27 protein-coding genes and 1 riboswitch are annotated in these 25,641 nt (G+C 70.4%); of the genes, 11 read left to right on the top strand and 16 right to left on the bottom strand.

The annotated features are described in order from the left end of the window. Nucleotides 1-2 precede the first annotated feature (2 nt). The gene (locus ACFOYW_RS08575; protein ID WP_390228464.1) at nt 3-1,223 is read left to right on the top strand and encodes an ABC transporter permease; all 1,221 of its coding nucleotides are present in this window, start codon (nt 3-5) and stop codon (nt 1,221-1,223) included. A gap of 12 nt (nt 1,224-1,235) precedes the next feature. Here ACFOYW_RS08575 and ACFOYW_RS08580 read toward each other — a convergent pair whose 3' ends face one another. From ACFOYW_RS08580 to ACFOYW_RS08605, 6 genes are all read right to left on the bottom strand, one after another. After that, entirely contained in the window at nt 1,236-2,030 is a 795-nt protein-coding gene (locus ACFOYW_RS08580; protein WP_390228466.1) for a hypothetical protein, read from the bottom strand. Further along, nucleotides 2,027-2,956, bottom strand: coding sequence for an ATP-binding cassette domain-containing protein (locus ACFOYW_RS08585; RefSeq protein ID WP_390228467.1), 930 nt, complete (start codon nt 2,954-2,956; stop codon nt 2,027-2,029). Before ACFOYW_RS08585 ends, ACFOYW_RS08580 begins: the two co-directional genes overlap by 4 nt. Then, entirely contained in the window at nt 2,953-3,354 is a 402-nt protein-coding gene (locus tag ACFOYW_RS08590; protein WP_390228468.1) for a hypothetical protein, read from the bottom strand. The genes ACFOYW_RS08585 and ACFOYW_RS08590 overlap by 4 nt, the downstream gene beginning before the upstream one ends. After that, complete coding sequence (locus ACFOYW_RS08595) at nt 3,347-4,027, bottom strand: CPBP family glutamic-type intramembrane protease (protein ID WP_390228470.1); 681 nt, start codon at nt 4,025-4,027, stop codon at nt 3,347-3,349. Before ACFOYW_RS08595 ends, ACFOYW_RS08590 begins: the two co-directional genes overlap by 8 nt. Nucleotides 4,028-4,093: 66 nt before the next feature. After that, the gene (locus ACFOYW_RS08600) at nt 4,094-4,588 is read right to left on the bottom strand and encodes a hypothetical protein (protein ID WP_390228472.1); all 495 of its coding nucleotides are present in this window, start codon (nt 4,586-4,588) and stop codon (nt 4,094-4,096) included. A gap of 108 nt (nt 4,589-4,696) precedes the next feature. Then, nucleotides 4,697-6,157 carry an NAD-dependent succinate-semialdehyde dehydrogenase gene (locus ACFOYW_RS08605; protein ID WP_390228473.1) on the bottom strand — a complete coding sequence of 487 codons (1,461 nt, stop codon included), beginning with the start codon at nt 6,155-6,157 and terminating at the stop codon, nt 4,697-4,699. Nucleotides 6,158-6,290: 133 nt separating this feature from the next. Here ACFOYW_RS08605 and ACFOYW_RS08610 point away from each other — a divergent pair, with 133 nt between their 5' ends. Together ACFOYW_RS08610 and ACFOYW_RS08615 are read left to right on the top strand one after the other, a co-directional pair. Then, entirely contained in the window at nt 6,291-6,872 is a 582-nt protein-coding gene (locus ACFOYW_RS08610) for a cyclodeaminase/cyclohydrolase family protein (protein WP_390228474.1), read from the top strand. Continuing rightward, entirely contained in the window at nt 6,869-7,783 is a 915-nt protein-coding gene (locus ACFOYW_RS08615; RefSeq protein ID WP_390228475.1) for a bifunctional methylenetetrahydrofolate dehydrogenase/methenyltetrahydrofolate cyclohydrolase, read from the top strand. Before ACFOYW_RS08610 ends, ACFOYW_RS08615 begins: the two co-directional genes overlap by 4 nt. A gap of 18 nt (nt 7,784-7,801) precedes the next feature. Here the strand turns inward: ACFOYW_RS08615 and ACFOYW_RS08620 are convergent, their stop codons facing one another. Then, complete coding sequence (locus ACFOYW_RS08620) at nt 7,802-9,046, bottom strand: cation:proton antiporter (RefSeq protein WP_390228477.1); 1,245 nt, start codon at nt 9,044-9,046, stop codon at nt 7,802-7,804. A gap of 98 nt (nt 9,047-9,144) precedes the next feature. Here ACFOYW_RS08620 and ACFOYW_RS08625 point away from each other — a divergent pair, with 98 nt between their 5' ends. Continuing rightward, on the top strand, nt 9,145-10,758 hold the full coding sequence (locus tag ACFOYW_RS08625; protein WP_390228478.1) for a D-alanyl-D-alanine carboxypeptidase/D-alanyl-D-alanine-endopeptidase: 1,614 nt from the start codon (nt 9,145-9,147) through the stop codon (nt 10,756-10,758). Nucleotides 10,759-10,778: 20 nt separating this feature from the next. Then, entirely contained in the window at nt 10,779-11,366 is a 588-nt protein-coding gene (locus tag ACFOYW_RS08630) for an isochorismatase family protein (protein WP_390228479.1), read from the top strand. Between the two features lie 8 nt (nt 11,367-11,374). Here the strand turns inward: ACFOYW_RS08630 and ACFOYW_RS08635 are convergent, their stop codons facing one another. The 4 genes from ACFOYW_RS08635 to ACFOYW_RS08650 are packed head-to-tail and all read right to left on the bottom strand — an operon-like array spanning nt 11,375 to nt 15,267. Next, complete coding sequence (locus ACFOYW_RS08635) at nt 11,375-12,895, bottom strand: aldehyde dehydrogenase (NADP(+)) (RefSeq protein WP_390228480.1); 1,521 nt, start codon at nt 12,893-12,895, stop codon at nt 11,375-11,377. Nucleotides 12,896-12,927: 32 nt separating this feature from the next. After that, nucleotides 12,928-13,848 (bottom strand): 5-oxoprolinase subunit C family protein, encoded by a 921-nt coding sequence (locus tag ACFOYW_RS08640; protein ID WP_390228481.1) that lies wholly within the window; start codon nt 13,846-13,848, stop codon nt 12,928-12,930. Nucleotide 13,849: 1 nt separating this feature from the next. Continuing rightward, complete coding sequence (locus tag ACFOYW_RS08645; protein ID WP_390228482.1) at nt 13,850-14,494, bottom strand: 5-oxoprolinase subunit B family protein; 645 nt, start codon at nt 14,492-14,494, stop codon at nt 13,850-13,852. Nucleotides 14,495-14,496: 2 nt separating this feature from the next. Then, complete coding sequence (locus ACFOYW_RS08650; RefSeq protein ID WP_390228483.1) at nt 14,497-15,267, bottom strand: LamB/YcsF family protein; 771 nt, start codon at nt 15,265-15,267, stop codon at nt 14,497-14,499. A gap of 132 nt (nt 15,268-15,399) precedes the next feature. On the opposite strand from ACFOYW_RS08650, the gene ACFOYW_RS08655 reads away from it, so the two are divergent. From ACFOYW_RS08655 to ACFOYW_RS08675, 5 genes are all read left to right on the top strand, one after another. Further along, the gene (locus ACFOYW_RS08655; RefSeq protein WP_390228485.1) at nt 15,400-15,882 is read left to right on the top strand and encodes an NUDIX hydrolase; all 483 of its coding nucleotides are present in this window, start codon (nt 15,400-15,402) and stop codon (nt 15,880-15,882) included. A 103-nt stretch (nt 15,883-15,985) separates the two neighbouring features. After that, nucleotides 15,986-16,912 carry an ABC transporter ATP-binding protein gene (locus ACFOYW_RS08660; RefSeq protein WP_390228486.1) on the top strand — a complete coding sequence of 309 codons (927 nt, stop codon included), beginning with the start codon at nt 15,986-15,988 and terminating at the stop codon, nt 16,910-16,912. Next, nucleotides 16,909-17,772, top strand: coding sequence for an ABC transporter permease (locus ACFOYW_RS08665; protein ID WP_390228487.1), 864 nt, complete (start codon nt 16,909-16,911; stop codon nt 17,770-17,772). The genes ACFOYW_RS08660 and ACFOYW_RS08665 overlap by 4 nt, the downstream gene beginning before the upstream one ends. Then, complete coding sequence (locus ACFOYW_RS08670; RefSeq protein ID WP_390228488.1) at nt 17,769-18,596, top strand: ABC transporter permease; 828 nt, start codon at nt 17,769-17,771, stop codon at nt 18,594-18,596. The genes ACFOYW_RS08665 and ACFOYW_RS08670 overlap by 4 nt, the downstream gene beginning before the upstream one ends. Nucleotides 18,597-18,664: 68 nt before the next feature. Then, complete coding sequence (locus ACFOYW_RS08675; protein ID WP_390228489.1) at nt 18,665-19,210, top strand: hypothetical protein; 546 nt, start codon at nt 18,665-18,667, stop codon at nt 19,208-19,210. 128 nt (nt 19,211-19,338) lie between these two features. Here ACFOYW_RS08675 and ACFOYW_RS08680 read toward each other — a convergent pair whose 3' ends face one another. Beyond that, nucleotides 19,339-21,207, bottom strand: coding sequence for an ABC transporter ATP-binding protein (locus tag ACFOYW_RS08680; RefSeq protein ID WP_390228490.1), 1,869 nt, complete (start codon nt 21,205-21,207; stop codon nt 19,339-19,341). Between the two features lie 73 nt (nt 21,208-21,280). Here ACFOYW_RS08680 and ACFOYW_RS08685 point away from each other — a divergent pair, with 73 nt between their 5' ends. Continuing rightward, nucleotides 21,281-21,727, top strand: coding sequence for a DUF2269 family protein (locus ACFOYW_RS08685; protein ID WP_390228492.1), 447 nt, complete (start codon nt 21,281-21,283; stop codon nt 21,725-21,727). Between the two features lie 71 nt (nt 21,728-21,798). Here the strand turns inward: ACFOYW_RS08685 and ribH are convergent, their stop codons facing one another. From ribH to ribD, 4 genes are read right to left on the bottom strand one after another with little or no spacing between them, the layout of a single operon-like run. Further along, the gene (gene ribH, locus ACFOYW_RS08690) at nt 21,799-22,269 is read right to left on the bottom strand and encodes a 6,7-dimethyl-8-ribityllumazine synthase (RefSeq protein WP_390228493.1); all 471 of its coding nucleotides are present in this window, start codon (nt 22,267-22,269) and stop codon (nt 21,799-21,801) included. 25 nt (nt 22,270-22,294) lie between these two features. Continuing rightward, nucleotides 22,295-23,551: a GTP cyclohydrolase II gene (gene ribA / locus ACFOYW_RS08695; RefSeq protein WP_390228494.1), complete on the bottom strand. Its 1,257-nt coding sequence runs from the start codon at nt 23,549-23,551 to the stop codon at nt 22,295-22,297. Next, entirely contained in the window at nt 23,548-24,222 is a 675-nt protein-coding gene (locus tag ACFOYW_RS08700) for a riboflavin synthase (protein ID WP_390228495.1), read from the bottom strand. The genes ribA and ACFOYW_RS08700 overlap by 4 nt, the downstream gene beginning before the upstream one ends. A 16-nt stretch (nt 24,223-24,238) precedes the next feature. Continuing rightward, nucleotides 24,239-25,336, bottom strand: coding sequence for a bifunctional diaminohydroxyphosphoribosylaminopyrimidine deaminase/5-amino-6-(5-phosphoribosylamino)uracil reductase RibD (gene ribD, locus ACFOYW_RS08705; protein ID WP_390228496.1), 1,098 nt, complete (start codon nt 25,334-25,336; stop codon nt 24,239-24,241). 75 nt (nt 25,337-25,411) lie between these two features. Next, nucleotides 25,412-25,541: riboswitch (FMN riboswitch) on the bottom strand. Nucleotides 25,542-25,641: the final 100 nt, after the last annotated feature.

Consider the following 25,641-nt stretch of genomic DNA (forward strand, 5'->3'; position numbering starts at 1 on the left):
TCGTGGCAGCGAACAATCTCGGCACGGTCGTCAGCTTCGAAGTCGTGCGCACGCTCACGAAGCCGCGCTTCTGGATCGTGACCCTCTTCATTCCCGCACTGATCGCCGTCGTGTTCCTCCTCGTCGCGGCGTCGAGCAACTCGACTCAGACCGCCGCGAATCAGCAGGCGAAAGCGCAGTTCACGTTCGAGTACACGGATGCCTCCGGCCTGGTCAACCCGGCGATCGCTCATGCGGCAGGCGGCACCGATCAGCCCGACGCGGCGCAGGGCGTCGCGAACGTGAAGAGCGGGAAGGTCGCGGCCTTCTTCGACTACCCGGTCAACCCGTCCAGGAATGCCGTGCGGATCACCGCGAAAGACGTCGGCATCTTCAACAACGGAAAGTACAGCGCAGTGGCGCAGGCGATCCTCACCTCGAGCGTCGAACAGAAGATCGGCAACGCGACGATCTCGGGTCTCGCGGCCAACGGCATCAAGACGGATGTCACGACCTACGCGGATGGTGTGCGCTCCGGTGGCATCGAGGCGGTCATTCCCCCGCTCGTCTTCGTCGTGCTCTTTTATCTGGTCATCGTGCTGCTCGGCCAGCAGATGCTCGCCGCGACCCTGGAAGAGAAAGAGAACCGGGTCACCGAGATGATCCTCACGACGATCGAGGCGCGCAGTCTCATCATCGGGAAGATCCTCAGCCTGTTCGTCGTCGGGGTCGTTCAGATGCTCGTCTTCGCCGTGCCGGTCGCGATCGGGTATTTCTTCTTCCGCGACCGACTCGACTTCCCCGCGGTTGATCTGGCGAGCCTGCAGTTCAACGCGGGGCAGATGATCATCGGCGCGCTGGTGCTCATCGGCGGCTTCGCGCTGTTCACGGGCGCGCTCGTCGCGCTCGGCGCGATGATGCCGACGGCGAAGGACGCCGCACCGATCTCAGCGGCGCTGATGATCACCCTGATCATTCCGGTCTACGTGGTCTCGACGATCATCTCGGACCCGAGCGCGACGATCGTGCAGGTGCTCACCTTCATTCCGTTCACGGCACCCATCAGCTCTATGCTGCGGAACGCCTTCGGCAGCTTGAGCGTGACGGAGGCCGTGATCGTCATCGTCGAGCTCTACCTCGCCGCGGTCATTGTGCTGTGGGCCGCCATTCAGCTGTTCAAGTCGGGATCGATCGAGTACTCGCGCCGTGTCGACGTGAGACGGGTGTTCGCGCGACGCCCCTGATGGGCCGCGCGATCACTTCGGCTCTCGCCGCGCATTGCGCAGGAATCCGATCACGAACGGAACGAGCAGCCACAGCGTCCCCGAGGTGAGCGCGTGAAGCGCATCGCCCGAGCCGGCGAGCCACTCGGGGATCGCGCTCGACCGCAGCCAGGAGCCGGTGTCGCCCGGAACGAACGCGAGCGCGTTGTCGATGAGGAGCGACTGGAGCGTGACGACGACGATTCCGAGCGGTGAGTTCAGAGTCGCCGCGCCCACCGCTGCCCCGAACAGGGCGCCGGTGAAGGTGTAGACGAGTACGGAGGCGATGGGCTCGCCGAGCTCGTCGCCGAGCGTGAAACCCGCGGGCGTGAAGGTGGCGATGAGCGCCGTCACCGCCAGACTTGCCACGGCCGCCGCCGCTACGACCAGGAAGCCGGCAATGACGGTTGCGACCAACTTGGCCAAGTAGACGCGAGGGCGCCTCGGCTCGAGCAGGAACATCGTCATGATCTCGCGCTGCTGCCAGTCAGAGGTGTACACCAGCACACCGATGATCGGAATGCCGATCGCGATCGGAGCCGTGAGCACGACGAGAGCGACGCTGAAGTCGGCATCGGGGGCGCCGGAGCCGAGCACGGCGGAAAGCTCCACGGCGGCGCTCAGCAGCACGCCGATGCACGCCATCGAGATGAGCAGCGTGCGCGTGCTGCGGGTCACGATGAGCTTGCGCAGCTCGAGCTTCGTCAGGCGCACGACCCACGATCCGAGCCGGGGCGGCGGCACGGGCGGCACGGGCGTCGTGGGTGTCATGGGCGTTGCGGGCGTCATCGACGCTCCGCCAGTTCGTACTCGCCGCGGGTCATGCGCAGGTAGACCTCTTCGAGTGAGTGGGTGCGCCCCTCGGCGAGAGAGACTGGGGCGATCCGCGCATCGAGCAGGCGCAGCGCGAGCCGGCGCGACGGCAGCTTCACCCAATAGCCGCCGGGGGTGCCAAGGGGACGGCTCTCGACGCCGTGCGTGTTGAGGAGCCTCTCCAGCGCGGCACAGTCGGCCTCGACGACGACGACCTCGCAGCCGGCGTCGCCCTTGAGCTCGCCCATCTTCTGCTCGAGCACGAGTTCGCCTCGACTGATGATCGCCACGCGGTCGACATACGCCTGAAGTTCCTGAAGCAGATGAGACGAGATGACGACCGCCCCGCCGTCGCCATGGGCGAAACGGATGAGTTCGTTGCGCACCCACCCGATGGATTCGACGTCGAGCCCGTTCATCGGCTCATCGAGGATCAGGTAGCGCGGTGTGCTGAGGAAGGCGATCGCGAGGCCCACCCGCTGGCGCATGCCGAGCGACAGCGCCCCGAAGCGCCGTGACGCAGCGGTCGCCAGGCCCATCGCGTCGACCACCTCGTGCACCCGCTGCTTCGTCGAGCCGATCATCAGTCCTGCCTGACGCACGGTCTCGTACGCTGTGCGCCCCGAGTGGTGGGCGCTCGCGTCGAGCAGCGTGCCGACGATCGCCCCCGGGTTCGCGAGCTCGTCGTAGCGCGCCCCGTCGAACAGCACACTGCCCGACGACGGAGCGCTCAGCGACGTCATGGCGCGCATCGTCGTCGACTTGCCCGAACCATTCGGCCCGAGCAGCCCCGTGATCGAGCCCGCGGGTGCCGAGAAGCTGACGCGCTTCAGCACCTGCCGGGCTCCGTACCGTTTCGACAGCTCGATGACCTCGATGCCCGACGGCGGGGGCGACATCATCCGGCCGCCCAACCGGCAGGCAGGCGTCGGTCGAGCCGCGAGCCGATCAGCGCGGCGACCAGACTCCAGACCACGGCACCGGCGACCAAAGCGATGAACGACCAGAGACCGAACCGGTCCGTGTTCAGGATGAGTTCCGCGAGGGATGCCGCGCCGACCACGGCTGCCGCGACGAGGACGGCCGAGGTCATGAGCAGATAGCCCCGGTGAAGGCTGCGGCCGCGCGGGAACGACTCGGCGAAGCGATCAGCGGGCCCGAAGAGCTGCTCGGCGCGCTGGCTCTTCTGCGTGGCGTGGGTTGCGACGGTGCGGAGCGCACCCTCGACCTCCGCTTCCGGAATCCGTCGCCAGCGCAGCTCGTACGCGAGCCGCTTGAGGTATTTCACGTCGTCAGTCATCGACATCTCCGTAGTCCTTTCGTTCGTCGCGTCGCCGGGCAATGACCAGCGCACCGGCAAGCCCGATCAGGTCCGCGACGATCAGCCACTCGGCGGGATGCGTCGCCGACGCGTACAGCGCCGCAGCGCCGGCATTGCTGGCGATGTGGAGAGCTGATGCGAGCAGGAGCGCGGCGGGCAGGCACATGCGATAGCGCCAGACCAGGGCGGATGCACCCAGCGCGAAGACGAGCTTGTCGCCGAGCAGGACCCAGTCCGTCGCGCCGTGCGCGAGGGCGAAGACGACGCTCGTGACGCACAGCCATGCCCAGGCGACCCACGTGCGGGTGGCGAGCCGGACCAGCAGCACGACGGGAAGCACCCGGAATGCGAGCTCTTCCGCGATCGACTGGGCGATGTTGGGAAGAAACAGCGTGGCATCGCCCAGCGTTGCGGCGACAGCCGCGCTCGCCGCCGCGGCGACCACGAGCACTGCCGCCGCACACCCGAGTCGGCGGGCGAATGCCACGGTGCCCCGCACCTGGCGGGCTCGCCCCACGAGAGCAATCCGAAAGGCTGCAAGCGCAGACACCGCAATGCCCAGCGAATGCAGCGCCCAGGAGCCGGCGCCGACCAGCTCCTCGACCAGCCATTGCAGCAGAAGGAATGTCGTCAGGTAGCTGAAGAGCCGCATCTCGCGCGGTCCGGAAAGGGGGCCGCGCGACCGTCAAGGCTCGCGCGGCACCCCGGCACGGAATCCTCACTTGCCGCCGTTTCGGACGTACTTGTAGATCTCGTCGAGGATCGTGGTGATCGCCCAGGTGGCGACGGCGCGGATCGCGGTGCGCATCCACGCGGCGAGGTTGTTCCACCACTTCTGGACCGCCGCCTTACTGGTCTTCGCCGCCTTGACGACGGCGTTCCAGACCGAGGGGCCGATCTTCTTGACCGCGGCGATGATCGCCTTGACGAGCGCACTCGCGGCGGCCTTCTGAGCCGCCGGCGCTTCCCGCCCGGCCGGCGTCGTGTCCGAGCCGAGCAGCGTGGCGATGGTCGGTCCGAGCCCGCGCGCCGACTCGCCGACGGCCTCGATCGTCGTCACCGCGGCGCGTGAACTCGCGGCGACGGACTCGGTCAGGGCCCGCGGAGCGTTCGGATTCACGAGCGTCGTCACCGACAGTGCGATCGCGAGCACGAATCCGGCGGCGGCCGCGCGTGGCTGCGTACGCCGGTTCGTCGTGGTTGCTGAAAACATGGTTCCTCCGTAACGGTGCGTGGTATCAACCCCCAATGGTTAACTACCACATTCAACGAGGCGAAGGTGGCCCGGAACCGCGGGGCTCCGGGCCGTTCGTGCCGCGGGTCAGACCGGCAGGAGCGTGTATTTCGTGGAGAGGTACTCGTGGATGCCTTCGAGGCCGCCCTCGCGCCCGACGCCCGATTGCTTCACCCCGCCGAACGGTGCGGCCGGGTTCGAGATGACGCCGACGTTGAGGCCCATCATGCCCGTCTCGAGTCGGTCGATCATGCGGTGGCCGCGGGCGAGGTCGTGCGTGAACACGTACGAGACGAGGCCGAACTCGGTGTCGTTGGCGAGGGCCACGGCGTCGTCCTCGGTCGAGAACGTCGCGATCGCGAGGACCGGCCCGAAGATCTCCTCTTTGAGGATCGAACTGCCGGGCGTGACCCCGGTCACGACGGTCGGCTCGTAGAACGTGCCGGGGCCGTCGAGGCGGTGGCCGCCCACGGTGATCGAGGCGCCGCGGGCGGCAGCATCCGTCACCAGTTCCTCGGCCTTCGCCACGGCATCGTCATTGATGAGCGGTCCGATCGCGACGCCATCGTCGGTGCCGCGGCCGACCTTCATCGCCTTGACGCGCTCAGTCACGCGCTTGGTGAACTCGTCGGCGATCGACTCGTGCACGATGAAGCGGTTCGCGGCGGTGCACGCCTCGCCGATGTTGCGGAACTTCGCGGCCATCGCGCCGTCGACGGCGGCGTCCAGATCGGCGTCCTCGAAGACGAGGAACGGGGCGTTGCCGCCGAGTTCCATCGAGACGCGCAGAATGCCGTCGGCGGCCTGCGCGATGAGCGTGCGGCCTACTTCGGTCGAACCGGTGAACGACAGCTTGCGCAGGCGGGGGTCGGCGATGATCGGGCCTGCAACCTTGCTCGATGATGCCGACGTGACGATGTTGACGACGCCGGCCGGCAGTCCCGCCTCGACGAGCAGCTGCGTGAAGTAGATCGTCGTGAGCGGGGTCAGCTGCGCCGGCTTCACGATCACGGTGCAGCCGGCGGCGAGCGCCGGCGCGATCTTGCGCGTCGCCATCGCGAGCGGGAAGTTCCACGGGGTGATGAAGAACGACGGGCCGACGGGGCGCTGCGAGACGATCATGCGCCCGGTGCCTTCGGGGTTGAGACCGTAGCGGCCCGTGATGCGCACCGCCTCCTCCGAGAACCACCGCAGGAACTCGCCGCCGTAGCTGACCTCGCCGAGCGACTCCGCGTAGGGCTTGCCCATCTCGAGCGTCATGATGAGCGCGAGCTCTTCCTTGTGTTCCTGCACGAGCTCCCAGGCGCGGCGCAGGATGTCGCTGCGGGTGCGCGGTGCGGTGCTCGCCCAGTCGTCCTGCGCGGAGACCGCGGCGTCGAGTGCACGGATGCCGTCGTCGGCGGTGCCGTCGGCGATCGACCGGATGACGTCGCCGGTCGCGGGGTCGCGCACATCGAACCTTGAGCCCGACGACGAGGCGACCCACTGGCCGCCGATGAACAGCCTGTTCTCAACCTTCGCGAGAAGCTCGCTTTCACGTTCGTTCATATCTCAGTTCTTACCCGTCGGGTTCTCGACGAAACCGCGCGCAGCACCACGGCCCGACTCGTCTGGCCGGCGGCCGCGGATGGCGGGGGCTCTCCGGCCGCGCTGGGTGGGGGAGCGCCGGTAGGGTCGAGGCGTGAACGAGAGCCTCTGGGCCCTGCCCGCCGATGAGCTTCTGAGCCGCACCGCGTCGGCCGACCCGACACCGGGCGGCGGGTCCGTCGCGGCGATCGCCGGAGCGCTCGGCATCGGCCTCATGCAGATGGCGCTGGCCGTGACCGCCGACCCCGCGCTCGATGAGCAGGCGCGTCGGTTCGCCGAGCTGCGCGACGCGGTCGTCCCCGCGGCAGACGGCGACGTGGCCGACTTCACCGAGCTGATGGCCGCGTATCGCCTGCCGCGCGGCGACGACGCCGAGCGTGAGACGCGCGCGGCCGCCATCGAGCACGCGAGCATCGCCGCGACCGAGCGGCCGCTCGGGCTTGTCGGCACGCTCGCCGATGCCGTTGCGCTGTCGCGCGAGGTCGAGCATCTCGTGAAGCCCGGCGTCGCGAGCGACGTGCTCGCGGGTCGTGACCTCGCGCTGGGGGCGGCGCGCGCAGGCATCCGTACTGCTGATATCAACATCGCCCAGCTCGACCGTCTGGGCGCGGCCGCCACCACCGCGCTGCGCGCGCGCCGCAACACCCTCATCGCCCAGCTGGAGGACGCCTCATGACCGCTCGGGTTCTCGACCCGTCGCCGATCGCTGCCGAGTATCGCGAAGAGATCAGTGTCGACGTCGCCCGCCTCGCCGAGCAGCTCGGCCGTCGCCCCCGCATCGTCGGCCTGCTCGGGCACGACGAGGGGCCGGCCGCGACCTACGCACGCTATGCCCGTCGGGGCTCGGAATCCGTCGGCATCGAGCTGGACGTGCGCCACGTCACACCCGGCGAGGTCGAGCTCGCGATCGCGACCGCCAACACCGACCCCGACGTCGACGGCGTCTTCCTCTACTACCCGCTCATCGACCGCGCGGGGGACCGGTGGTTGCGCGAGCTCGTCGACCCCCGGAAGGACGTCGAGGGTCTGCACTCGTTCTGGAGCCGGCTGCTGTACGAGAACACGCGCTTCATCGACGCCGACCATCTTGCGCGGGCGATCCTGCCGTGCACTCCGCTCGCGATCCTGAAGCTGCTGCAGCACGCCGGCATGCGGGGAACGAACGTGAACGCCCCGCTCGAGGGCGTGACGGCGTGCGTGATCAACCGCAGCGACCTCGTCGGTCGCCCCCTGGCGGCGATGCTGGCGAACGACGGCGCACTTGTGCATTCGCTCGACATCTCGGGCTCCGCGACGTTCGAGCCGGCGATCGGGCGTCGCGCACACGACGTGCGCGATACGGGCGTCGACCGTGCGACGGCGCTCGCCGCCTCCGACGTCGTCATCTCGGCGGTGCCGTCGAAGGACTTCGAGCTGGTGCGCGGCGATGAGATCCGCGAGGGCGCGATCTGCGTCGACGTCGCCGAGTTCGCCAATTTCGACGACTCGATCATGGAGAAGGCGAGCGTCTTCGTTCCGCGCGTCGGCCCGCTCACCATCGCGATGGCGATGCGCAACCTGGTGCGCCTCGCCGGTCTGCGCGGCTGAGCCCACGCGCCGCTCCGATCACGCCGGATCGTCGCCGACGGCGGAATAGCCCGGCGGCTCGAGACGGCGCGCGAGTGGCGGGAGCGTGAGGCCGCCGATCAGCAGCGTGGCAGCGGCGGCGGTGAACGCGATCAGCACGAGCGCCGAGCGATACGGCGTGCTCTCGGGCAGGGCCTGCACCGCCGCGACCGTGACGACGCCGCGCATGCCCGACCAGCCGACGAGCGCCGCGCGCCTCGTGCCCATCTGCTCGACGCGGCCGCGCCCGCGCCCGAGGGCGGCGAACATCGGCAAGGTGAAGGCGAGGCGCACGACCACCAGCACGAGCACCGCCAGCAGTCCGAGCGCGATCGTATAGCCGGGCTGGTAGCCGTCGTGGATGTCGTCGGCGATGTACTCGCGCAGCTGGTACCCCATCAGCAGGAACACGCCGTTCTCGAGCAGGAAGCACAGGGTGCGCCAGTTGGTCTGCTCGGCGAACCGCAGCTCAGGGGCGTGGGCACGGCCGGTGTGGTGCCCCACGATGAGCCCGGTCGTCACGACCGCGATGACGCCCGAGGCGTTGATCGCCTCAGCCGGCGCGTACGCGAAGAACGGCACGGCGAACGAGATCGACGTGACGAGCACGGGGTCGGCGAACCGCCCGCGCAGCCAGGCCGCCAGCAGCCCCACCGCCGCTCCGACGGCGATCGCGCCGATCGTCGCCCAGGCGAACGTCGCGACCGCGCTCGGCAGGTCGAACACCGCGGCGCCCGCCGCGATCGCGGTGCGCAGCAGCACGAGAGCGGATGCATCGTTCACCAGGCTCTCGCCCTCGAGCACGGTCACGACGCGTGCGGGCAGCCCGATGCGCTTCGCGATGGAGGTCGCCGACACCGCGTCCGTCGGGCTCAGCACCGCACCGAGCGCGATCGCGCTCGCGAGGTTGAGCTCGGGAAAGAGCAGGAACAGCACGAGGCCGACGGCGAGGGCCGAGATGATGACGAGCGGCACGCCGAGCAGCGCGATCGGTGCGAGATTTCGGCGGAAGTCGATCACGGGGAAGGCGACCGCCGCGCCGTACAACAGCGGCGGAAGCACGATGAGCAGGATCCACTCGGACTCGAGACGGATGACGGGCGCCCGCGGCAGATATGAGAGAGCGGCGCCGACGGCCACCAGCAGGAGCGGCGCGGCGACGCCGATACGGCGCGAGACACCCGCCGCGGCGACGAGCACGAGAATCGCTGTCGCCGCGATGAGGGTGTACTCGAACTGGCCCATGTTCTCACCTGGCTATGGATTGCCTATCTTCATATTAGGTGATTCAAAAGCCACGCGCTTGCCGGGGGCGTCCAGAGAGCAGTCGTTATAGTCGTCGGGTGACCGACCCGAACGACCCCCGTAACGGTGACGAGTTCCTGCCGACCGCACCCTTCACCCCCGTGAACGACGAGCAGCAGGGTGCCGATCCGCACCGAGGACCGGTCATCGTCGACGCCAGTCAGGGTCCGAAGGCGCCCGGGGCCGGGCGTCGCATGTGGGCGGGAATCTTCGGCTCCGTGCGCAACCACCCCACGAGCTGGATGATCGCAGCCGCCACTGCGGCGGTCGTCATCGTCGGCGGGGGGTCCTTCGTCGCGGGCGCGGCCACACCGAGCGCGCCGGACGCGGCGACCCTCACTGCTCCGGTCGCCACGCACACGGCGATCCCGACACCGTCGCAGACCCCCACCCCGACTCCGACGCCGACCGTCACCGCGCGGCCCACCGCGAGCCCGGCGGCGGCCGCTTCGGCGCTCAAGACGTGCTCGGTCGCAGGCCCGGCCTCCGACGCGCGACTCGGCACCCTCGAGGCGCAGGTCGTCGACGCGAAGACGGGGCAGGTGCTGTTCGACCGCAACGGCGAGACGCCGGCGCCGACGGCATCCGTCATGAAGACCATCACCGCCGCCGCCACGCTCGCGGCGCTCGGGCCGAGCTACCAGATTTCGACGACGGTCGTGAAGGGCTCGCAGCCCGGTCAGGTCGTCATCGTCGGCGGCGGCGACCCGACCCTCGGCACCGGGGGCGCCCAGTGGTACCAGGGCGCGCCGACTCTCACCCAGCTCGCGACCCAGGTGAAGCAGGCCTGGGCAAAGGACCCGGCGAACGCCGGGCATCCGATCACCTCCGTCGTCGCCGACACGTCGCTCTTCGGCGGCCCCAGCTGGCAGCCCAGCTGGCCGCAGGACCAGCGCACCGGTGAGGGCTCGACCGCCGAGATCGTTCCGCTCATCGCCGACGGCGACAAGCAGAATCCGTCGCTGCTCGAATCGCCGCGCGGCAGCGACCCCGCCGGCGATGCCGCCAAGGCGTTCGCGCAGGACCTCGGCGCGCAGTACTCGGGCGCCGGCACCGCCGCGAGCGGCGCCGCACAGCTCGGCGTCGTCAAGTCGCAGCCCGTCTCGGCGCTGCTCAACGAGGCGCTGCTCAACTCCGACAACACCGTGATGGAGTACCTCGCGCGACTCACCGCCATCAAGGAGGGCACCGGGAACAGCTTCACGGCCATCCAGGCGGCCGACGTCAAGGCGCTCAAAGCCTACGGACTCGACGCGTCGCACCTCACGATCGTCGACGGGTCCGGCCTGTCGGCCGACAACCGCGTGCCGCCGTCGTTCCTCACCAGCTTCATGATCAAGGTGCTGAACCGCGAGCAGGGACTCGGCCAGATCTACGACTCACTGCCGATCTCGGGCCAGACGGGAACCCTCGCCACCCAGCAGTACGGGCGCTTCGAAGGCGCATCGGCCGTCGCCGACGGGCACGTGCACGCGAAGACGGGGTGGATCACCGGCGGGTACACCCTCGCCGGCATCATCGACGCGAAGGACGGATCGCAGCTCAGCTTCGCGATCTTCGCGCTCGGCAACGTCGGCGACAGCGCCAAGGCCGCCATCGACACCCTCACCGCGGCGATCTACAACTGCGGCGACAACCTCAGCAATTCGTAGGCGACGGTAAAATCGGCGCCATGCCGCGTGCCCTTCTGATCGTCGATGTGCAGAACGACTTCACCGAGGGCGGCGCGCTCGGCGTCGACGGCGGGGCCGCAGTCGCGGCCGGCGTGACCGAGCTGCTCGATGAGCACGCCGACAGCTACGACCTCGTCATCGCAAGCCGCGACTGGCACGACGGCACGAACGACAACGGCGGCCACTTCAGCGAACACCCGGATTTCACCGACTCGTGGCCCCCGCACTGCGTCAGCGGAACCCCGGGGGCCGAGTACCACCCCGCACTGGCATCCGATCGCGTCGACGTGCACATCAAGAAGGGCCAGGGCAAGCCCGCCTACTCGGCGTTCGAGGGCACCGACGACTTCGGCAAGGGCATCCGTGAAGTCCTGCAGGCCCACGGCATCGGCGAGCTCGACGTCGTCGGGATCGCGACCGACTACTGCGTGCGCGCGAGCGCCCTCGACGCACTCGCAGACGGCGCACACGTGCGGGTGCTGACCGACCTCATCGCAGGGGTGGCGGATGCCTCGTCGCAGCGAGCTCTCAACGAGCTCGTTGCTGCGGGCGCCGAGCTCGCGACCAGTGCTGCCGCCGCGAGCTGACGGCGGCCTCAGGCGAGGGTGACGACGCCGTCGACGCGGCGCGTGATGCCCCACGGGTTCGCGTCCTGCAGCGGCGCCGGCAGGGCGGCGTCGGGCACGTCCTGATAGGCGACCGGGCGCAGGAACCGCGTGATCGCGGCGGTGCCCACCGACGTGGTGGCGGGGGCCGTCGTCGCCGGGTACGGGCCGCCGTGCTGCTGGGCGTAGCTGACCGTGACTCCGGTGGGCCAGCCGTTCCAGAGCACGCGGCCCGCGTGAGCGGCGAGGGCGCGCAGCAGCGCGCCCGTCTCGGTGCTCGTGTCGCCGTCCTCGGCATGGATTCCCGCCGTCAGCTGGCCGCCGATGTGCTCGGCGAGCTGCACAAGCTGCGCCGGGTCGTCGTACTCGATGACGACGCTGGCCGGCCCGAACACCTCGTGCTCGAGCAGTTCCGGCTTGACGAGCACGGTCGCGGCCGAGGTGCGCAGCACGGTCGCCGGCGGCGCGTTGTCGGCGCCGGGCAGGGTGAGCAGCACCTCGACGCCGTCGACGTCCTCGATCTCGGCCAGGGACCGCTCGAACGACTTGCGCAGCGACGGCGAGAGCATCTCGTGCGGGGTGACGGGTGAGGCATCCGTCAGCTCTGAGACGAGCGCATCGCGCTCGCCGGCCGGAACCACGAGATAGCCGGGCTTCGTGCAGAACTGGCCCATGCCGAGCGTGAACGAGCCCACGAAGCCGGCGACGATCGCGTCGCGTCGTGCCGCCCAGGCCCCCGGCGTGACGAAGACGGGGTTCGTGCTGCCGAGCTCGCCGTAGAACGGAATCGGCTCGGCGCGGTCGGCCGCGAGCGCGGCGAGGGCGAGTCCGCCGCGAGTCGAGCCGGTGAATCCGATCGCTTTCACGAGGGGGTGCGACACGAGCGCGGGCCCGTCGTCGTAGCCTTCGACGAGCGCGAACAGGCCATCGGGTGCGCCGGCGAGTGCGAGGGCGTCGACCGCGATGCGAGCGGTCTCCCGCGCGAGACGGGCGTGGGCGGGGTGTGCCTTGTGCACGACGGCGCACCCGGCCGCAAGTGCCGCTGCGCTGTCGCCGCCCAGCACGCTGAACGCGAAGGGGAAGTTGGAGGCGCCGAACACGCCGACCACTCCGATCGGCTCGGCCACGCGGCGGATGTCGGGGCGGGGCCCCATTCCCCAGTTCGCGTCCGCGTGGTCGATCGTGGCGCCGAGCGGCTCGCCGCCGGCCGCGTCAGCGCCGAGCAGGCGCAGCTGGAACGCCGTGCGCACGAGCTCGCCCTGAAGCCGGCCGACGGGAAGGTGAGTCTCGTCGTGAGCGAGTGCGACGAGCTGCTCGGCGTTCGCCTCGAGGGCGCCGGCAAGGGCGTCGAGCCACGCTGCGCGAATCGTCGGAGCGACGTCGCGCGCCGATTCGAACGCAGCCTGGGCGGCGGTGACGACGGAATCGAGAGTGCGGGGCTGGTCGGCGGCGGTGCGGTCAGCGGGCGCTTCGGGGGCAGCGGCGAACTCGGTGTCAGACGATGACGGCATGATCCGACGCTACGCCCGATCCGGCGACTCGGTCAGCGCCGAAGCCGAATGCGTACCCGTTGCCCCGGAACCAGCTGCGCGGCGCGGTCGACGGATGCTGCGGTGAGCACGGCGATGACCGGGTAGCCGCCGGTGACGGGGTGGTCGGCGAGAAAGACGATCGGATGCCCGTCCGCCGGCACCTGGATCGCCCCGAGCACGACGCCCTCGCTCGGCAGTTCACGGGAATGTCGGCGTTCGAGCGGCTGCCCCGAGCTGAGCCGTACGCCCACTCGGTCGACGTCGTTCGTCACCTCGAAGGCACCGCCGTCGAGCCGCGACAGTGAGGACGGCTCGAACCAGTCGTCGCGTGGGCCGCGGATCGCGTCGAGCACGACGGTGCGGGGAGCGCCGGCCCCCGCGGGCATCGTCCAGTCGGGCCACGCGACGGCGTCGACCAGGGGCCAGCCCTCGGCGTGCTCGCCGACGGGGAGCTCCCGGCCCGGCTCGAGCGGTGCGGGTCCGAGGTCGGCGAGCGAGTCGTAGGAGCGGCTCCCCAGGACCGGCTCGACGGCGATGCCGCCGTGGATGGCGACGTAGCTGCGCAGTCCTGCGGCGGGCGACCCGAGTTCGAGCCGATCGCCATCGGCGAGCTGGATGACCTCGTACATGGCGGGGTGACGGGTGCGGCCGCTGCGGCCTCCGACCGTGTCATCGCCGCTGCGCAGCGCCAGCGGGCACGGGGCCCCGGTCACCGCCACGAGCACGGCGCCGACGGAGCGGAGCACGAGACCGCCGAAGAGCGTCTCAACGAGAGCCTCACCCGCCGCGTTGCCGACGAGGCGGTTGGCGAGCTTCGCCGAGCCACGGTCGGCGAAGCCGGCAGCGCCGAGGCCGAGGTCGGCGAAACCGGGGCGTCCGGCATCCTCGATGACGGCGCGCCACCCGACCCGCTCGACGACGACGGCAGCCATGTCAGCCGGCCGCCTCGACGAACCGCACGCGCGTGCCGGGCGGCAGGAGCGCCGGGGGAGTGCGCTGCACGTCCCACATCGCCGCGCTGGTGCGACCGATGAGCTGCCAGCCGCCGGGCGACCGTCGCGGGTAGACCGCACTGAATTCTCCGGCGAGGGCGACCGCGCCGGCCGGAACCGCGGTGCGCGGCGTCGCGCGGCGCGGAACGTCGAGCGAGGGGCCGTCCGACGAGAGGTAGCTGAAGCCCGGCGCGAAGCCGCAGAACGCACTCGTCCAGACCCGGGCCGTGTGCTCGCGCACGACGCCCGCGATGCCGAGGCCGGTGAGTTCGGCGACCGCGGCCAGATCGTCGCCGTCGTAGATCACGGGCACGTCCACGATCCCGTGGCCCGGCACGGCCGACGCAGTCGTGGGTGTCGCGTCGGCCGCCGCAGCCGGCGGTGCGAGCGCGCTGATCGCCCGGGCCACCGCTCCGGCATCCGTCATCGTCGGGTCGAACCGCAGCAGTAGCGTGCGTGCGCCGCCCACGATCTCGACCACGCCGGTGATCGGCCTCTCGGCGACGACCGCGCGACGCTCGCCGACCTCGCGCAGCGAGTCGAACTCGGCGAGCACGGCGCGCTCGCCGGCGGGCAGCACGCGCACTGTCAGGCCGCTGTGACGCTGAAGGGCCGCAGCTCGACGCCGGCGGCGATGAGCTCGGTACGGATGCGGCGCGCGATCTCGACCGCGCCAGGCGTGTCCCCGTGCACGCACACCGAGTCGGGCCGCACCTCCAGTTCGGTGCCGTCGACCGCGGTGACGCGGTGCTCGGCGACCATGCGCACCACACGACGGGCGATCTCGCCCGGGTCGTGAAGCACGCTGCCCGGCTGACGGCGCGGCACGAGGGTTCCGTCGGCCAGGAATGCGCGGTCGGCGAAGCTCTCGACGACAGGCACAAGACCGTGAGCGGATGCCGCGTGCAGCAGCTGCGACGCCGGCAACGCCAGTACCTGCAGCCCGGGGTCGACGGCCGCGCAGGCGGAGACGACGGCGTCGGCCAGGCCGCGATCGACCACGGCCGCGTTGTACAGCTCGCCGTGCGGCTTGACGTAGGCGACCCGTGTTCCGGCCGCGTGCGCGGCGGCGCGCAGCGCACCGAGCTGATAGACGACGTCGGCGTACAGCTCGTCGGACGTCACCGGCAGCCGTCGTCGCCCGAAGCCATGCAGGTCGCGGTAGGCCACGTGCGCGCCAATGGCGACGCCGCGCTCGGCGGCGACGCGACAGGTCGCGAGCATGATCTGCGGGTCGCCGGCGTGGAATCCGCAGGCGACGTTCGCGCTGGTGACGACGCCGAGCAGAGCGTCGTCGTCACCCATCGACCACGCGCCGAAGCCTTCGCCGAGATCGGCGTTCAGATCCACAGTCGCCACCACGTCACCTTCCGGGGTTGGCCACCACGCTACCGGCGCCCCGGCGGCGTCGCGCGACGCGGTCCGGGCCGACGGCGCGTCGTGACCTGGCGCGGGGTGCCCGCGGCGAGGTGCGCTGGTTAGGCTGGCGTCGTGCCGACCCCTGACTTCGTCCTGCGCCTGCGCGAGAAGATCGGCCACGACGAGCTCTGGCTCTCGGGCGTCACGGCGGTCGTGCTGCGCGGCGAGGGCGCCGCTCAAGAGGTGCTGCTCGTCAAGCGCAGCGACAACGGCCAGTGGACTCCGGTGACCGGCATCATCGACCCCGGCGAGCAGCCGGCGACGGCGGCCGAGCGCGAGGTGCTCGAAGAGGCCGACATCGTCGCGGTCGCCGAGCGGCTCGCACGGGTGCACGCCGAAGACCATGTCGTCGTCTACGGCAACGGCGATCGTTCCCGCTATCTCGACGTGCTGTTCCGCTGCCGCTACGTGTCGGGGGAGCCGTACCCCGCCGACGGCGAGAACACCGAGGCCGCGTGGTTCCGGCTCGACGCACTGCCGCCGATGAGCGACCGCCAGCTCGAGCGCGTGCACGTCGGCGTCGCGGACGAGGTGGCGGCTCGCTTCCAGCGCTGAGCCCAGCAGCTTCCGGCGCCGGCCCCGAGAACGCCGGGGCGCGCCGGCCGACACCCGCTCGGTACGTCGCCCGATGTCGGTGGGCCTCGCTAGCTTGGTCACCATGTCGGAACCCGTGATCGTCGCGAGTGAGCTCAGCAAGCGCTTCGGCGATGTCGAGGCCGTCGCCGGCATCTCGTTCGAGGTCGCGCCGGGTGAGTCGTTCGGGCTGCTCGGGCCCAACGGGGCGGGCAAGTCGACGACGATGCGCATGGTCGGCGCCGTCTCGCCGCGCACGGGCGGCACGCTGTCGATCCTGGGTCTCGACCCTGAGCGCCAGGGGCCCGAGATCCGGTCGCAGCTCGGCGTCGTGCCTCAGACCGACAATCTCGACTTCGAGCTGCCGGTGCTCGACAACGTGATCGTCTACGGCCGCTACTTCGGTCTGCCCCGCCGGCTGGTGCGGCAGCGCGCGGAAGAGCTGCTGCAGTTCGCGCAGCTGACCGAGAAGGCCAAGACGCGCATCGACGATCTGTCCGGGGGCATGAAGCGCCGGCTCACGATCGCCCGGGCACTTATCAACGACCCGAAGATCCTGCTGCTCGACGAGCCGACGACGGGTCTCGACCCGCAGGCGCGGCACATTCTGTGGGACCGGCTGTTCCGCCTGAAAGAGCAGGGCACGACACTCGTGCTCACCACCCACTACATGGACGAGGCGGAGCAGTTGTGCGATCGCCTGATCGTCGTCGATCACGGGCGCATCATGGCCGAGGGCACGCCGGCCGCGCTCATCCGCCAGTACTCGAGTCGCGAGGTGCTCGAACTGCGCTTCGGCTCCGACCGCAACGCCGCCGCCGCCGAGCAGCTCGAGGGCGTCGGCGACCGGGTCGAAGTGCTTCCCGACCGAGTGCTGATCTATACCGACGACGGTGAGCGCGAGCTCGACGCGGTGCGCGTTCGCGGTCTCGAGGCGCTGACCTCGCTCGTGCGGCGATCCTCCCTGGAAGACGTGTTCCTGCGACTGACCGGCCGGAGCCTCATCGAATGACGGCACCGGCGATCACCATCGGCTCGACCGGCGAGGCGGCGCGGCGTGCTGCCGCGCGCCCCCGACGTTTCGGAGCGCTCTACGTCTTCGAGCACCGTCTCACCCTCGCGCGCCGCACGTGGACGTCGAATGTGGTGCCGGCGATCGGGCTGCCGCTGCTGTACCTGTTCGCCATGGGGCTCGGCCTCGGTTCGCTCATCGGCGGGGGCGCCGGGTCAGCGGGCTCCGGCACGCACGATCTGGGCGGCGTCTCGTACCTGGTGTTCGTCGCGCCGGCGTTGCTCACGGCCTCAGCGTTCCAGACCGCTTCCGAAGAGTTCATCTATCCGATCCGGCTCGGCTTCAAGTGGAATCCGACGTTCCTCGGAATGAACGCGGCGCCGCTGTCACCGGGGCAGATCATCGACGGCAACGTGCTCTACACGAGCGTGCGCATCGCGGCGAACAGCCTCGTGTTCTTCGTGCTGATGGTCCTGTTCGGTGCCGTGCCGTCGGGCTGGGGAATCCTGTCCGTCCTCGCCGCAGTGCTGACCGCGGTGTCGTTCGGCGGTCCGCTCGTCGCCTACATCACCTCGCTCGACAAAGACGCGAGCCAGGAGACCCTGGTGCTCCGGTTCATCGTCATGCCGCTGACGCTGTTCTCCGGCACCTACTTCCCGCTGTCGCTGATGCCGATCTACCTGCAATGGATCGGGTGGATCTCGCCGCTCTGGCACGGCACCCAGCTCGCGCGCGACGCCACGTACGGCCTCGGCGAGCCCGCGTGGCTCATCGTGGTGCACCTGCTCTACCTGATCGCGACCTTCCTTGTCGGGTGGCGCATCGCCCGGCGGCTCGCCCGGAAGAAGCTCAACAAATGAGTGCAGCGCACGAAGCAGTCATCACGCGCTCGCACCGCGCCCGTCTGCTCGGCTCGGTCTTCGCGGGCAACCCCGGTGCGGTGATGGCCCGCAGCTGGTCGGCGACGAGATCGACAAACTGGCTCGTCGTGGTCTCGGGGTTCCTCGAGCCGGTGCTCTACCTGCTCTCGCTCGGCGTCGGGCTCGGCAAGCTGATCGGCACGGTCGACACGGGCGGTCAGCACATCAGCTATGCCGCCTTCATCGCGCCCGCGCTCCTGGCGACATCGGCGATGAACGGTGCCGTCATGGATTCCACGTTCAACGTCTTCTTCAAACTGAACTTCGGCAAGCTCTACGAGGGCATGCTCGCGACGCCGCTCGGGCCTCTCGACGTGGCGCTCGGCGAGATCATGATGGCGCTGTTGCGCGGTGCGCTCTACGGGCTCGCGTTCATGGGCGTCATGTGGGCGGTGGGGCTCACTCTGTCGTGGACAGCGCTTCTGGCATTCCCGGCCCTGCTCATCATCGCCTTCGGCTTCGCGAGCCTCGGCATGGGCGTCGTCAGCTTCATGAAGACGTTCACGCAGCTCGACTGGATCTTCTTCGTGCTGCTGCCGATGTTCATGCTCTCGTCGACGTTCTTCCCGATCACCGTGTACCCGCGCGCGGTGCAGCTCGTCATCGAGTGCCTGCCGCTGTGGCACGGCATCGAACTCGTCCGTGGACTCACGACCGGGGTGATCGGTGTCGGGCTGCTGTGGCATCTGGTCTACTTCCTCGGCATGATCACGGTCGGCCTCGTCCTCACGACGACCCGCCTGCGGGCGCTCTTCCTGAAGTGAACCTGCGTGAAGTGAAACTTCGTCAGACGGGCTAGCCGCGGCGTTCGGCGCCGTCGTATGGTCGCGGCATGGCCCGTACTCGTCGACGTGCGCGCGAACTCCCGTTCCTCGCGCTGGTCGTCACCTCGGCGATGGCGGCCCTGATCGGGCTGGCCGGTTGCGCCTCGGGAGACTCGCTTCCGGTACACCCGGGCGGTGCTCCGGCGCCTGCTCCCGCGTACACGCTCAAGCCGATGCACGGCACGTTCGCCTCGACGTGCGGCGGTGATCTCGCACTGATCGTCGCCGGACGGGCCCCCGCGATCGACGCGCCGCTCGGGTGCGGTGGCGGCCTGGTCGTCGGCAGCTACTCGCCCGTAGAGGTGCAGGCGGTCGCCGGCGACCACATCGACAGCTGGGTCGACGACCGCAACGGCTACGGCAGCAGATTCACCGGCACGCTGTGGAGCAGCTCGCCACGCGTCGTGAGGGCCGACGGCGCCGACCTCGTCGCGGTAGGTCCCGGAACCGCACTGGTCGCCGTGTCGACGAAGGCCCTCTTCGTGTGCAACCCCGCCGGCGGCGGTTCGATCGCGCCGACGTCCTGCACCCTCTGGCGCGTCGTCGTCGGGTAGCCCGCGCGGCGCGCAAGGCCGCCGCGGTTCCGCGCGGCGGGGAGAGAACGCACGCTCGGGGAGAGGAATCCGTTCGTGCGGTCTCCCCGATCGTGCATTCTCTCCCCGCGCGTCAGGCGGACGCGCCCCTAGACCAGCAGCTGGTGCTTCGCCAGCTCGCGGTAGAGGGGCACGGTCGCGACCAGCTCGGAGTGCGTTCCGATGCCGACGACCTCACCGTGGTCTAGCACGACGATCTGGTCGGAGTCGACGACGGTCGACAGGCGGTGCGCGATCACGATGAGGGTGCGGTGCTCGGCGACGGCGTCGATCGCCTCGCGCATGAGCTGCTCGTTGCGACCGTCGAGCGAGGAGGTCGACTCGTCGAGCAGCAGGATCGGCGGAGCGGCGAGCAGGGCCCGCGCGATGGCGAGCCGCTGACGCTCACCGCCGGAGAGCATCACACCGTCTTCCCCCACGGGGGCGTCGAGGCCGAGCGGCGATCGCCCGAGCACCTCGCCGAGGTTGACGGCGGCGAGGACCGCGCGGCAGGCGTCGTCGGTCGCATCGGGCGCGGCCAGCCGCAGATTGTCGCGCAGAGAGCCGGCAAGGGCAGGGGCGTCCTGCTCGACGTAGCCGAGCTGCGCGCGCAGCTCGTCACGGGGCAGCGCCGCGATGTCGATGCCGCCGAGGCGGATCGTGCCCGCGGTCGGGTCGTAGAACCGCTCGATCAGTGCGAGCGACGTCGACTTCCCTGCGCCGGAGGGGCCGACGAGCGCGACGCGCTTCCCGCGCGGCACCTCGAACGACACGTTCCGCAGCACGAGAGCGGGCTCTCCGTTGGTCGTGGGCGCCCCCGCGTCGAGGTCGGCGACCCGCGCGGATACCTGAGGGGAGACGGGGTACGCGAACGTCACGTTGTCGAAGGCGATCGCCGGAGCATCCGTGCGCTGGTCCGCGAGCGAGGCCGTGCGGCTGTCGCGCTCGTCCTCGCCGGGCAGCGCGATGATCTCTTCGATGCGCCCGAGCGCGCCGAGCGCCGAGTTCACCGAGGTGATGGCGCCGAACGCGTTGCCGAGCGGCATGACGAGCATGAACAGGAAGATGATGAACGTCACGAGAGACGCGACCGAGATGTCGCCCGCGGCGACCCGGTAGCCGCCGACGCCCAGCACGACGAGGAACGACACCTGCAGGGCGATGCCGGCAACGGGCACGACGAGAGCCGAGACCCGCGCGACCTGGATGCCCATCTCCCATGCGCCCTCCGCATCAATGTCGACCGCCGCGACCTCATGGGCGGTGGCGCCCGCCGCGCGGATGGTGCGCACCGAGCTGATGGCGCGCTCGACGGCCGCGGTCAGATCGCCCACCTTCTCCTGCGCGCGGCGCGACGCGACCCGGATCCTGCTCGACAGGGCGACGACCACGACGACCGAGAGGCCGATGACGAGCACGGTGAGCCCCAGCAGGACCGGATCGATGATCGCCATGCCGATCAGGGCACCGATGAACGTGAGCACGCCGCCGACGGCGTCGATGAGACCCTGGGTGAGCACGGCGCGCAGCGCGGTCGTGTCGGCGCCGACGCGGCTCACGAGGTCGCCGGTGCGGCGCTGGTCGAACTGCGCGATCGGCAGGTTGAGCATGCGTGCGACGAGCCGCCGGCGCGAGGACAGCACGACGCCCTCGCCGGTGCGCTGCAGCAGGTAGTGCTGGTAGCCGGAGATGAGTCCCGCGATCACGACGAGCGCGACGAGCGCCCAGACGATCGAGCCGAGGGTGCTGCCGTGCTGCACGCGGCTGATCACCTGGTTGACGAGCAGCGGCTGCCCGAGGGACGCCGCGGCACCCAGCACGGACAGCACGATCACCCAGACGAGCACCCGGCGGTGTTCGAGCAGGTAGGGCAGCAGCTGCCGGAAGCTGGCGCGCGGCCCGTCGTCGGGGGAGCGGCGGCCGAAGCCGCGTCGTGCGGGTCGTGCAGGTCGTGCAGGGGAGTCGGCGACGTCAGTCATGGCGTGCTGATTCTAGGATCCGCCCCCTGTGAGCCGCGGCGTAGCGGAACGGCCGTCTCACTAGGCTGGGCGCATGGCCCACGTCTTCATAGCGCTGCACGTCGTCCTCGCCGTCTTCATTGCGGGGCCCATGGCGCTCCTGCCGCACACGGGGCTGCGGGCACTCCGCAACCGCGACGCGAAGCAGGTGAGCAGCCTCGCTCGCACGGTGGCCATCTTCACCTGGGCCTCGCTGCTGGTGTTCGTGCTCGGCTTCGCCGGCCTCGGCGCGGCGCACATCTCGGTCACCAAGCTGTGGGTGTGGCTGTCGATCGTGCTGTACGCGGCGGCGTTCGTGCTGAGCATCTTCGCCGTGGTCCCGAACCTGCGCCGCGGCGCTCAGGAGATCGAGGGTGCGGCCCCGGTCGCCGAGGGCGAGACGCTGCGCCGCCCTGCGGCGTATTCGGCGGTCGCCGCGACAGCCGGCGTGACGACGATCCTGCTCGTCATCGTCGTGATCCTGATGGCATTCCGGCCGTAGTCTGCGCGGACAGCCGGCGAGTCGGCCAGCCAGCCGGGTGGTTGAATCGGCGCCCAGGCGCGCCGCGGCGCTCAGCCCAGGGCGCGCAGGGTCAGCGCCGTCGCGAGCGCGGCGTGCGCGGCCTCAGCACCCTTGTCCTCCTTCGAGGAGGGCAGGCCGGCGCGGTCGAGGCCCTGCTGCTCGTCGTCGAGGGTGAGCACGCCGAATCCGACCGCCTTGCCCGTCTCGATCGCGACGCGCGTCAGGCCGTCCGTCGCGGCCGACGACACGTACTCGAAGTGCGGCGTTCCACCTCGGATGATCACGCCCAGCGCGACGACCGCGTCGTTGGTCCGCAGCGCCGCCTTGGCGACGACCGGAAGCTCGAACGACCCGGGCACGCGCACGAGGCGGTAGCTCGCGCCGGATTCGTCGAGCACCCGCTGGGCGCCGGCGATCAGGCCGCTCGTGATCTCGTCGTGCCAGCTTCCGGCGACGATGACGACGTGCAGACCTGAGGCGTCGATCCTCTCGAGCTGGGTGGGGGCGCCGGATCCGGCCATGTCAGGGTGTCCTCTCGTACTTCTTCTACTGGTGCTGGTCGATGTCGAGCCCGATGAGGTGACCCATGCGGTCGCGCTTGGTCTCGAGGTAGCCCGTGTTGAGCGCGCCGACGCCGACGATGAGCGGAACGCGCTCCTCGACGCTGATGCCGTTCGCGACGAGCTGGCTCACCTTGTCGGGGTTGTTGGTGAGCAGGCGGGCGGATCGGATGCCGAGATCCGCCAGGATGTCGGCCGCCGCGGTGTAACTGCGCGCATCCACCGGCAACCCGAGCGCGAGGTTCGCGTCAAGGGTGTCGAGGCCCTCGGCCTGCAGCTGGTACGCGCGCAGCTTGTTGATCAGCCCGATGCCGCGGCCCTCATGGCCACGCAGGTAGACGACCACGCCGCCGTCGCGCTGGATCGTGTCGAGCGCCGCATCGAGCTGGGGGCCGCACTCGCACTTGAGCGAGCCGAACGCCTCGCCGGTCAGGCACTCCGAGTGCACGCGCACGAGGGCTCCGTGCGGGCCCGGTTCGCCGGAGATGATCGCGACGTGATCGGCGCCGGTCATGCGGTCGCGGTACGCGCGGACCCGGAACGGCCCGTGCGTCGTCGGGATCGTGGTCTCGACCTCGAACCGCACGCTCGAGGTCTCGGGAATCGATCTGGCCGTCTCGAGGGGCGTGTCGTGATGGAACTCGTTGAGGTAGTCGATGAGCGCCGCGATGGTGATCACGGGCAGACCGTTCGCCGCACCGAGCTCGATGAGGCCGGGCAGTCGCATCATCTCGCCGTCGTCGGCCACGACTTCCGCGATCGCGGCGACGGGCGTGAGCCCGGCGAGCTTCATCAGGTCGACGGATGCCTCGGTGTGGCCGCTGCGCGCCCGCACGCCGCCGTCGACGGCGCGCAGGGGCAGGATGTGGCCCGGGCGGTTGAGCGACGCGGGGGTCGAGCCGACATCGGCGAGAACCCGCAGCGTATGAGCGCGTTCGCCCGCGCTGATGCCGGTCGAGGACCGGTCGGCGGCATCGACGCTGATCGTGTAGTTCGTGCCGAGCGGGTCGCGGTTGTCGACGACCATGACCGGCAGCTCGAGGCGGTCGGCGATCTCGTTGGTCATGGGTGCGCACACGAATCCGCTCGAGTGGCGGATCGTCCATGCGAGCCATTCCTGCGTCGCGAACTCGGCCGCGAGGATGATGTCACCCTCGTTCTCGCGGCTCTCGTCGTCGGCGACGATGACGGGCGTGCCGGCGCGCAGCGCGGCGATCGCCTCGGGAATCCCTGCCAGGCTCATGCGTGGGCCTCCTCACTCGTGGTCGTCTCCGCACCGCGGAATTCGAGCATCCGCTCGACGTGGCGCGCGAGGATGTCGGTCTCGATGTTCACGCGGTCACCCGCGCGGCGCTGCCCCAACGTGGTCGCCGCGAGCGTCTCGGGGATGAGCGAGACCTCGAACCAGAACCCGCCGGCGCGGCCAGTACCCTCGTCGTCCGTACCTGCGCCGCTCCCGCCGCCCACGGCGCTCACCGTGAGCGACGTGCCGTCGATCGCGATCGAGCCCTTGCGCGCGACGAGCGGCGCGAGCTCCGGCGCCAGCGCGAAGCGCACGACGCGCCACGCGCTGCCGTCGTTCGTCGCGAGCACCTCGGCGGTGCCGTCGACGTGACCCTGCACGATGTGGCCGCCGAGCCGGTCGCCCAGCTGTGCGGCACGCTCGAGGTTCACGTGCGTGCCGATGGCGGCGTCTGCGAGCGTCGACATGGCGAGGGTCTCCTGCATGACGTCCGCGGTGAACTCGTCGCGCTCGAGTCCCACGACGGTGAGACAGACGCCGCTCACCGCGATCGAGTCGCCGTGCTTGGCGTCCGCCACGGCGATGGGGCCGCGGACGGTGAGGCGCGCGGCGTCGGCGTGCCGCTCGACCCGCGTGATCTCGCCGATCTCTTCGATGATTCCGGTGAACATGGTGCTGTCTCCTTGCTTAGGTTCCATCGGCCTGACCGGCGGGGCGATCGCTGCTGCGCGGGCCGGGCGGCGGCGTTTCGTGATGCCCCCCGGCGGCGCCACCCGTGGGCCGGGCGGTGATCAGCAGGTCGTCGCCGAGGCGCTCGACACGAATGAGTTCGAGGCGGCGCTGCTCGTCGATCGAGCCGACGCCGAGGTCGTCGAGGGCGGCACGCGGGCCGCCGATGAGGGTCGGCGCGAGGTAGATCGCGAACTCGTCGACCAGCCCGGCGGTCACGAACGCGCTCGCGAGCGTCGCGCCCGCCTCGACATAGAGCGAGCGGATGCCGCGCTGCTGCAGCTCGCACAACGCATCCGCGAGGCTCCTCGTCTTGAGGACGATGGGCGGCCGCGGGTGACGCCACACGGCCGCGTCGGCCGGCACATCGCGCAGGCCGAGCAGCACCGGAATCGGCTGCGGATCGAGCAGCACGCCGTCCGCCCCGCGAGCCGTGAGGCTGGGGTCGTCGGCGAGAGCGGTGCCCGTGCCGACGAGGATCGCGTCGCTCGCCCGCCGCTGCTCGTGCACGCGCGCACGGGCGGCGGGGCCCGTGATCCACTGGCTGGTGCCGTCGGCGGCCGCCGTGCGCCCGTCGAGGCTCGAAGCCCACTTGAGCGTCACGAACGGGCGACGGTGGCGGGCGGTGAAGAGCCAGTCGGCGAGGAATCCCTCGACCTCCGCGCGGAGCACGCCGGCCGTGACGTCGACGCCGGCCTCGCGCAGCCGCGCCGCGCCGCCCTGCGAGTGCTCGCCGGGGTCATCGACCGCGTAGACGACGCGAGCGATGCCCGCAGCGATGAGCGCTTCGCTGCACGGACCGGTGCGGCCGACGTGGTTGCACGGCTCGAGCGTCACGACGGCGGTCGCGCCTTCGGCGCTGCCGGCCGGGAGCTTGCTCAACGCGTCGACCTCGGCGTGCGGGGTGCCCGCGCCCCGATGCCAGCCCTCGGCGACGACGTCGCCCGCGGCGGAGAGCACGACGCAGCCGACCCGCGGGTTAACGCCGCGCGCGGGGCCACGAACAGAGAGCTCGAGCGCGCGACGCATCGCCGACTCGATCAGCCTCTCGTCCATCTGCTCTCCTCCGGACCATCAGGTCTCCGGGGTCAACGCAGATGCGACAATCGCGCGCTCCACTGCTGGAGCGCGCTCGTGCTGCCTCCCATCCGGACTTTAACCGTCGGCGCCGGAATTCCACCGGCTCAACCGCGTCTCTTGCGAGAAGCGGCTCGCGGACTATCACCGCCGGTTCGGACTCTCACCGACCCCGGAGCACGTATTGCCTATCCAGCATACCTGCGCGTGCGCACGAAGGATTGAATCGAGCCCACCGCCCACAGATGGCTCATTCATAGACACGCGCGAGATAAGCAACGCTG

It is taken from the genome of Gryllotalpicola reticulitermitis, assembly GCF_042651345.1.
Classification (GTDB): domain Bacteria; phylum Actinomycetota; class Actinomycetes; order Actinomycetales; family Microbacteriaceae; genus Gryllotalpicola; species Gryllotalpicola reticulitermitis.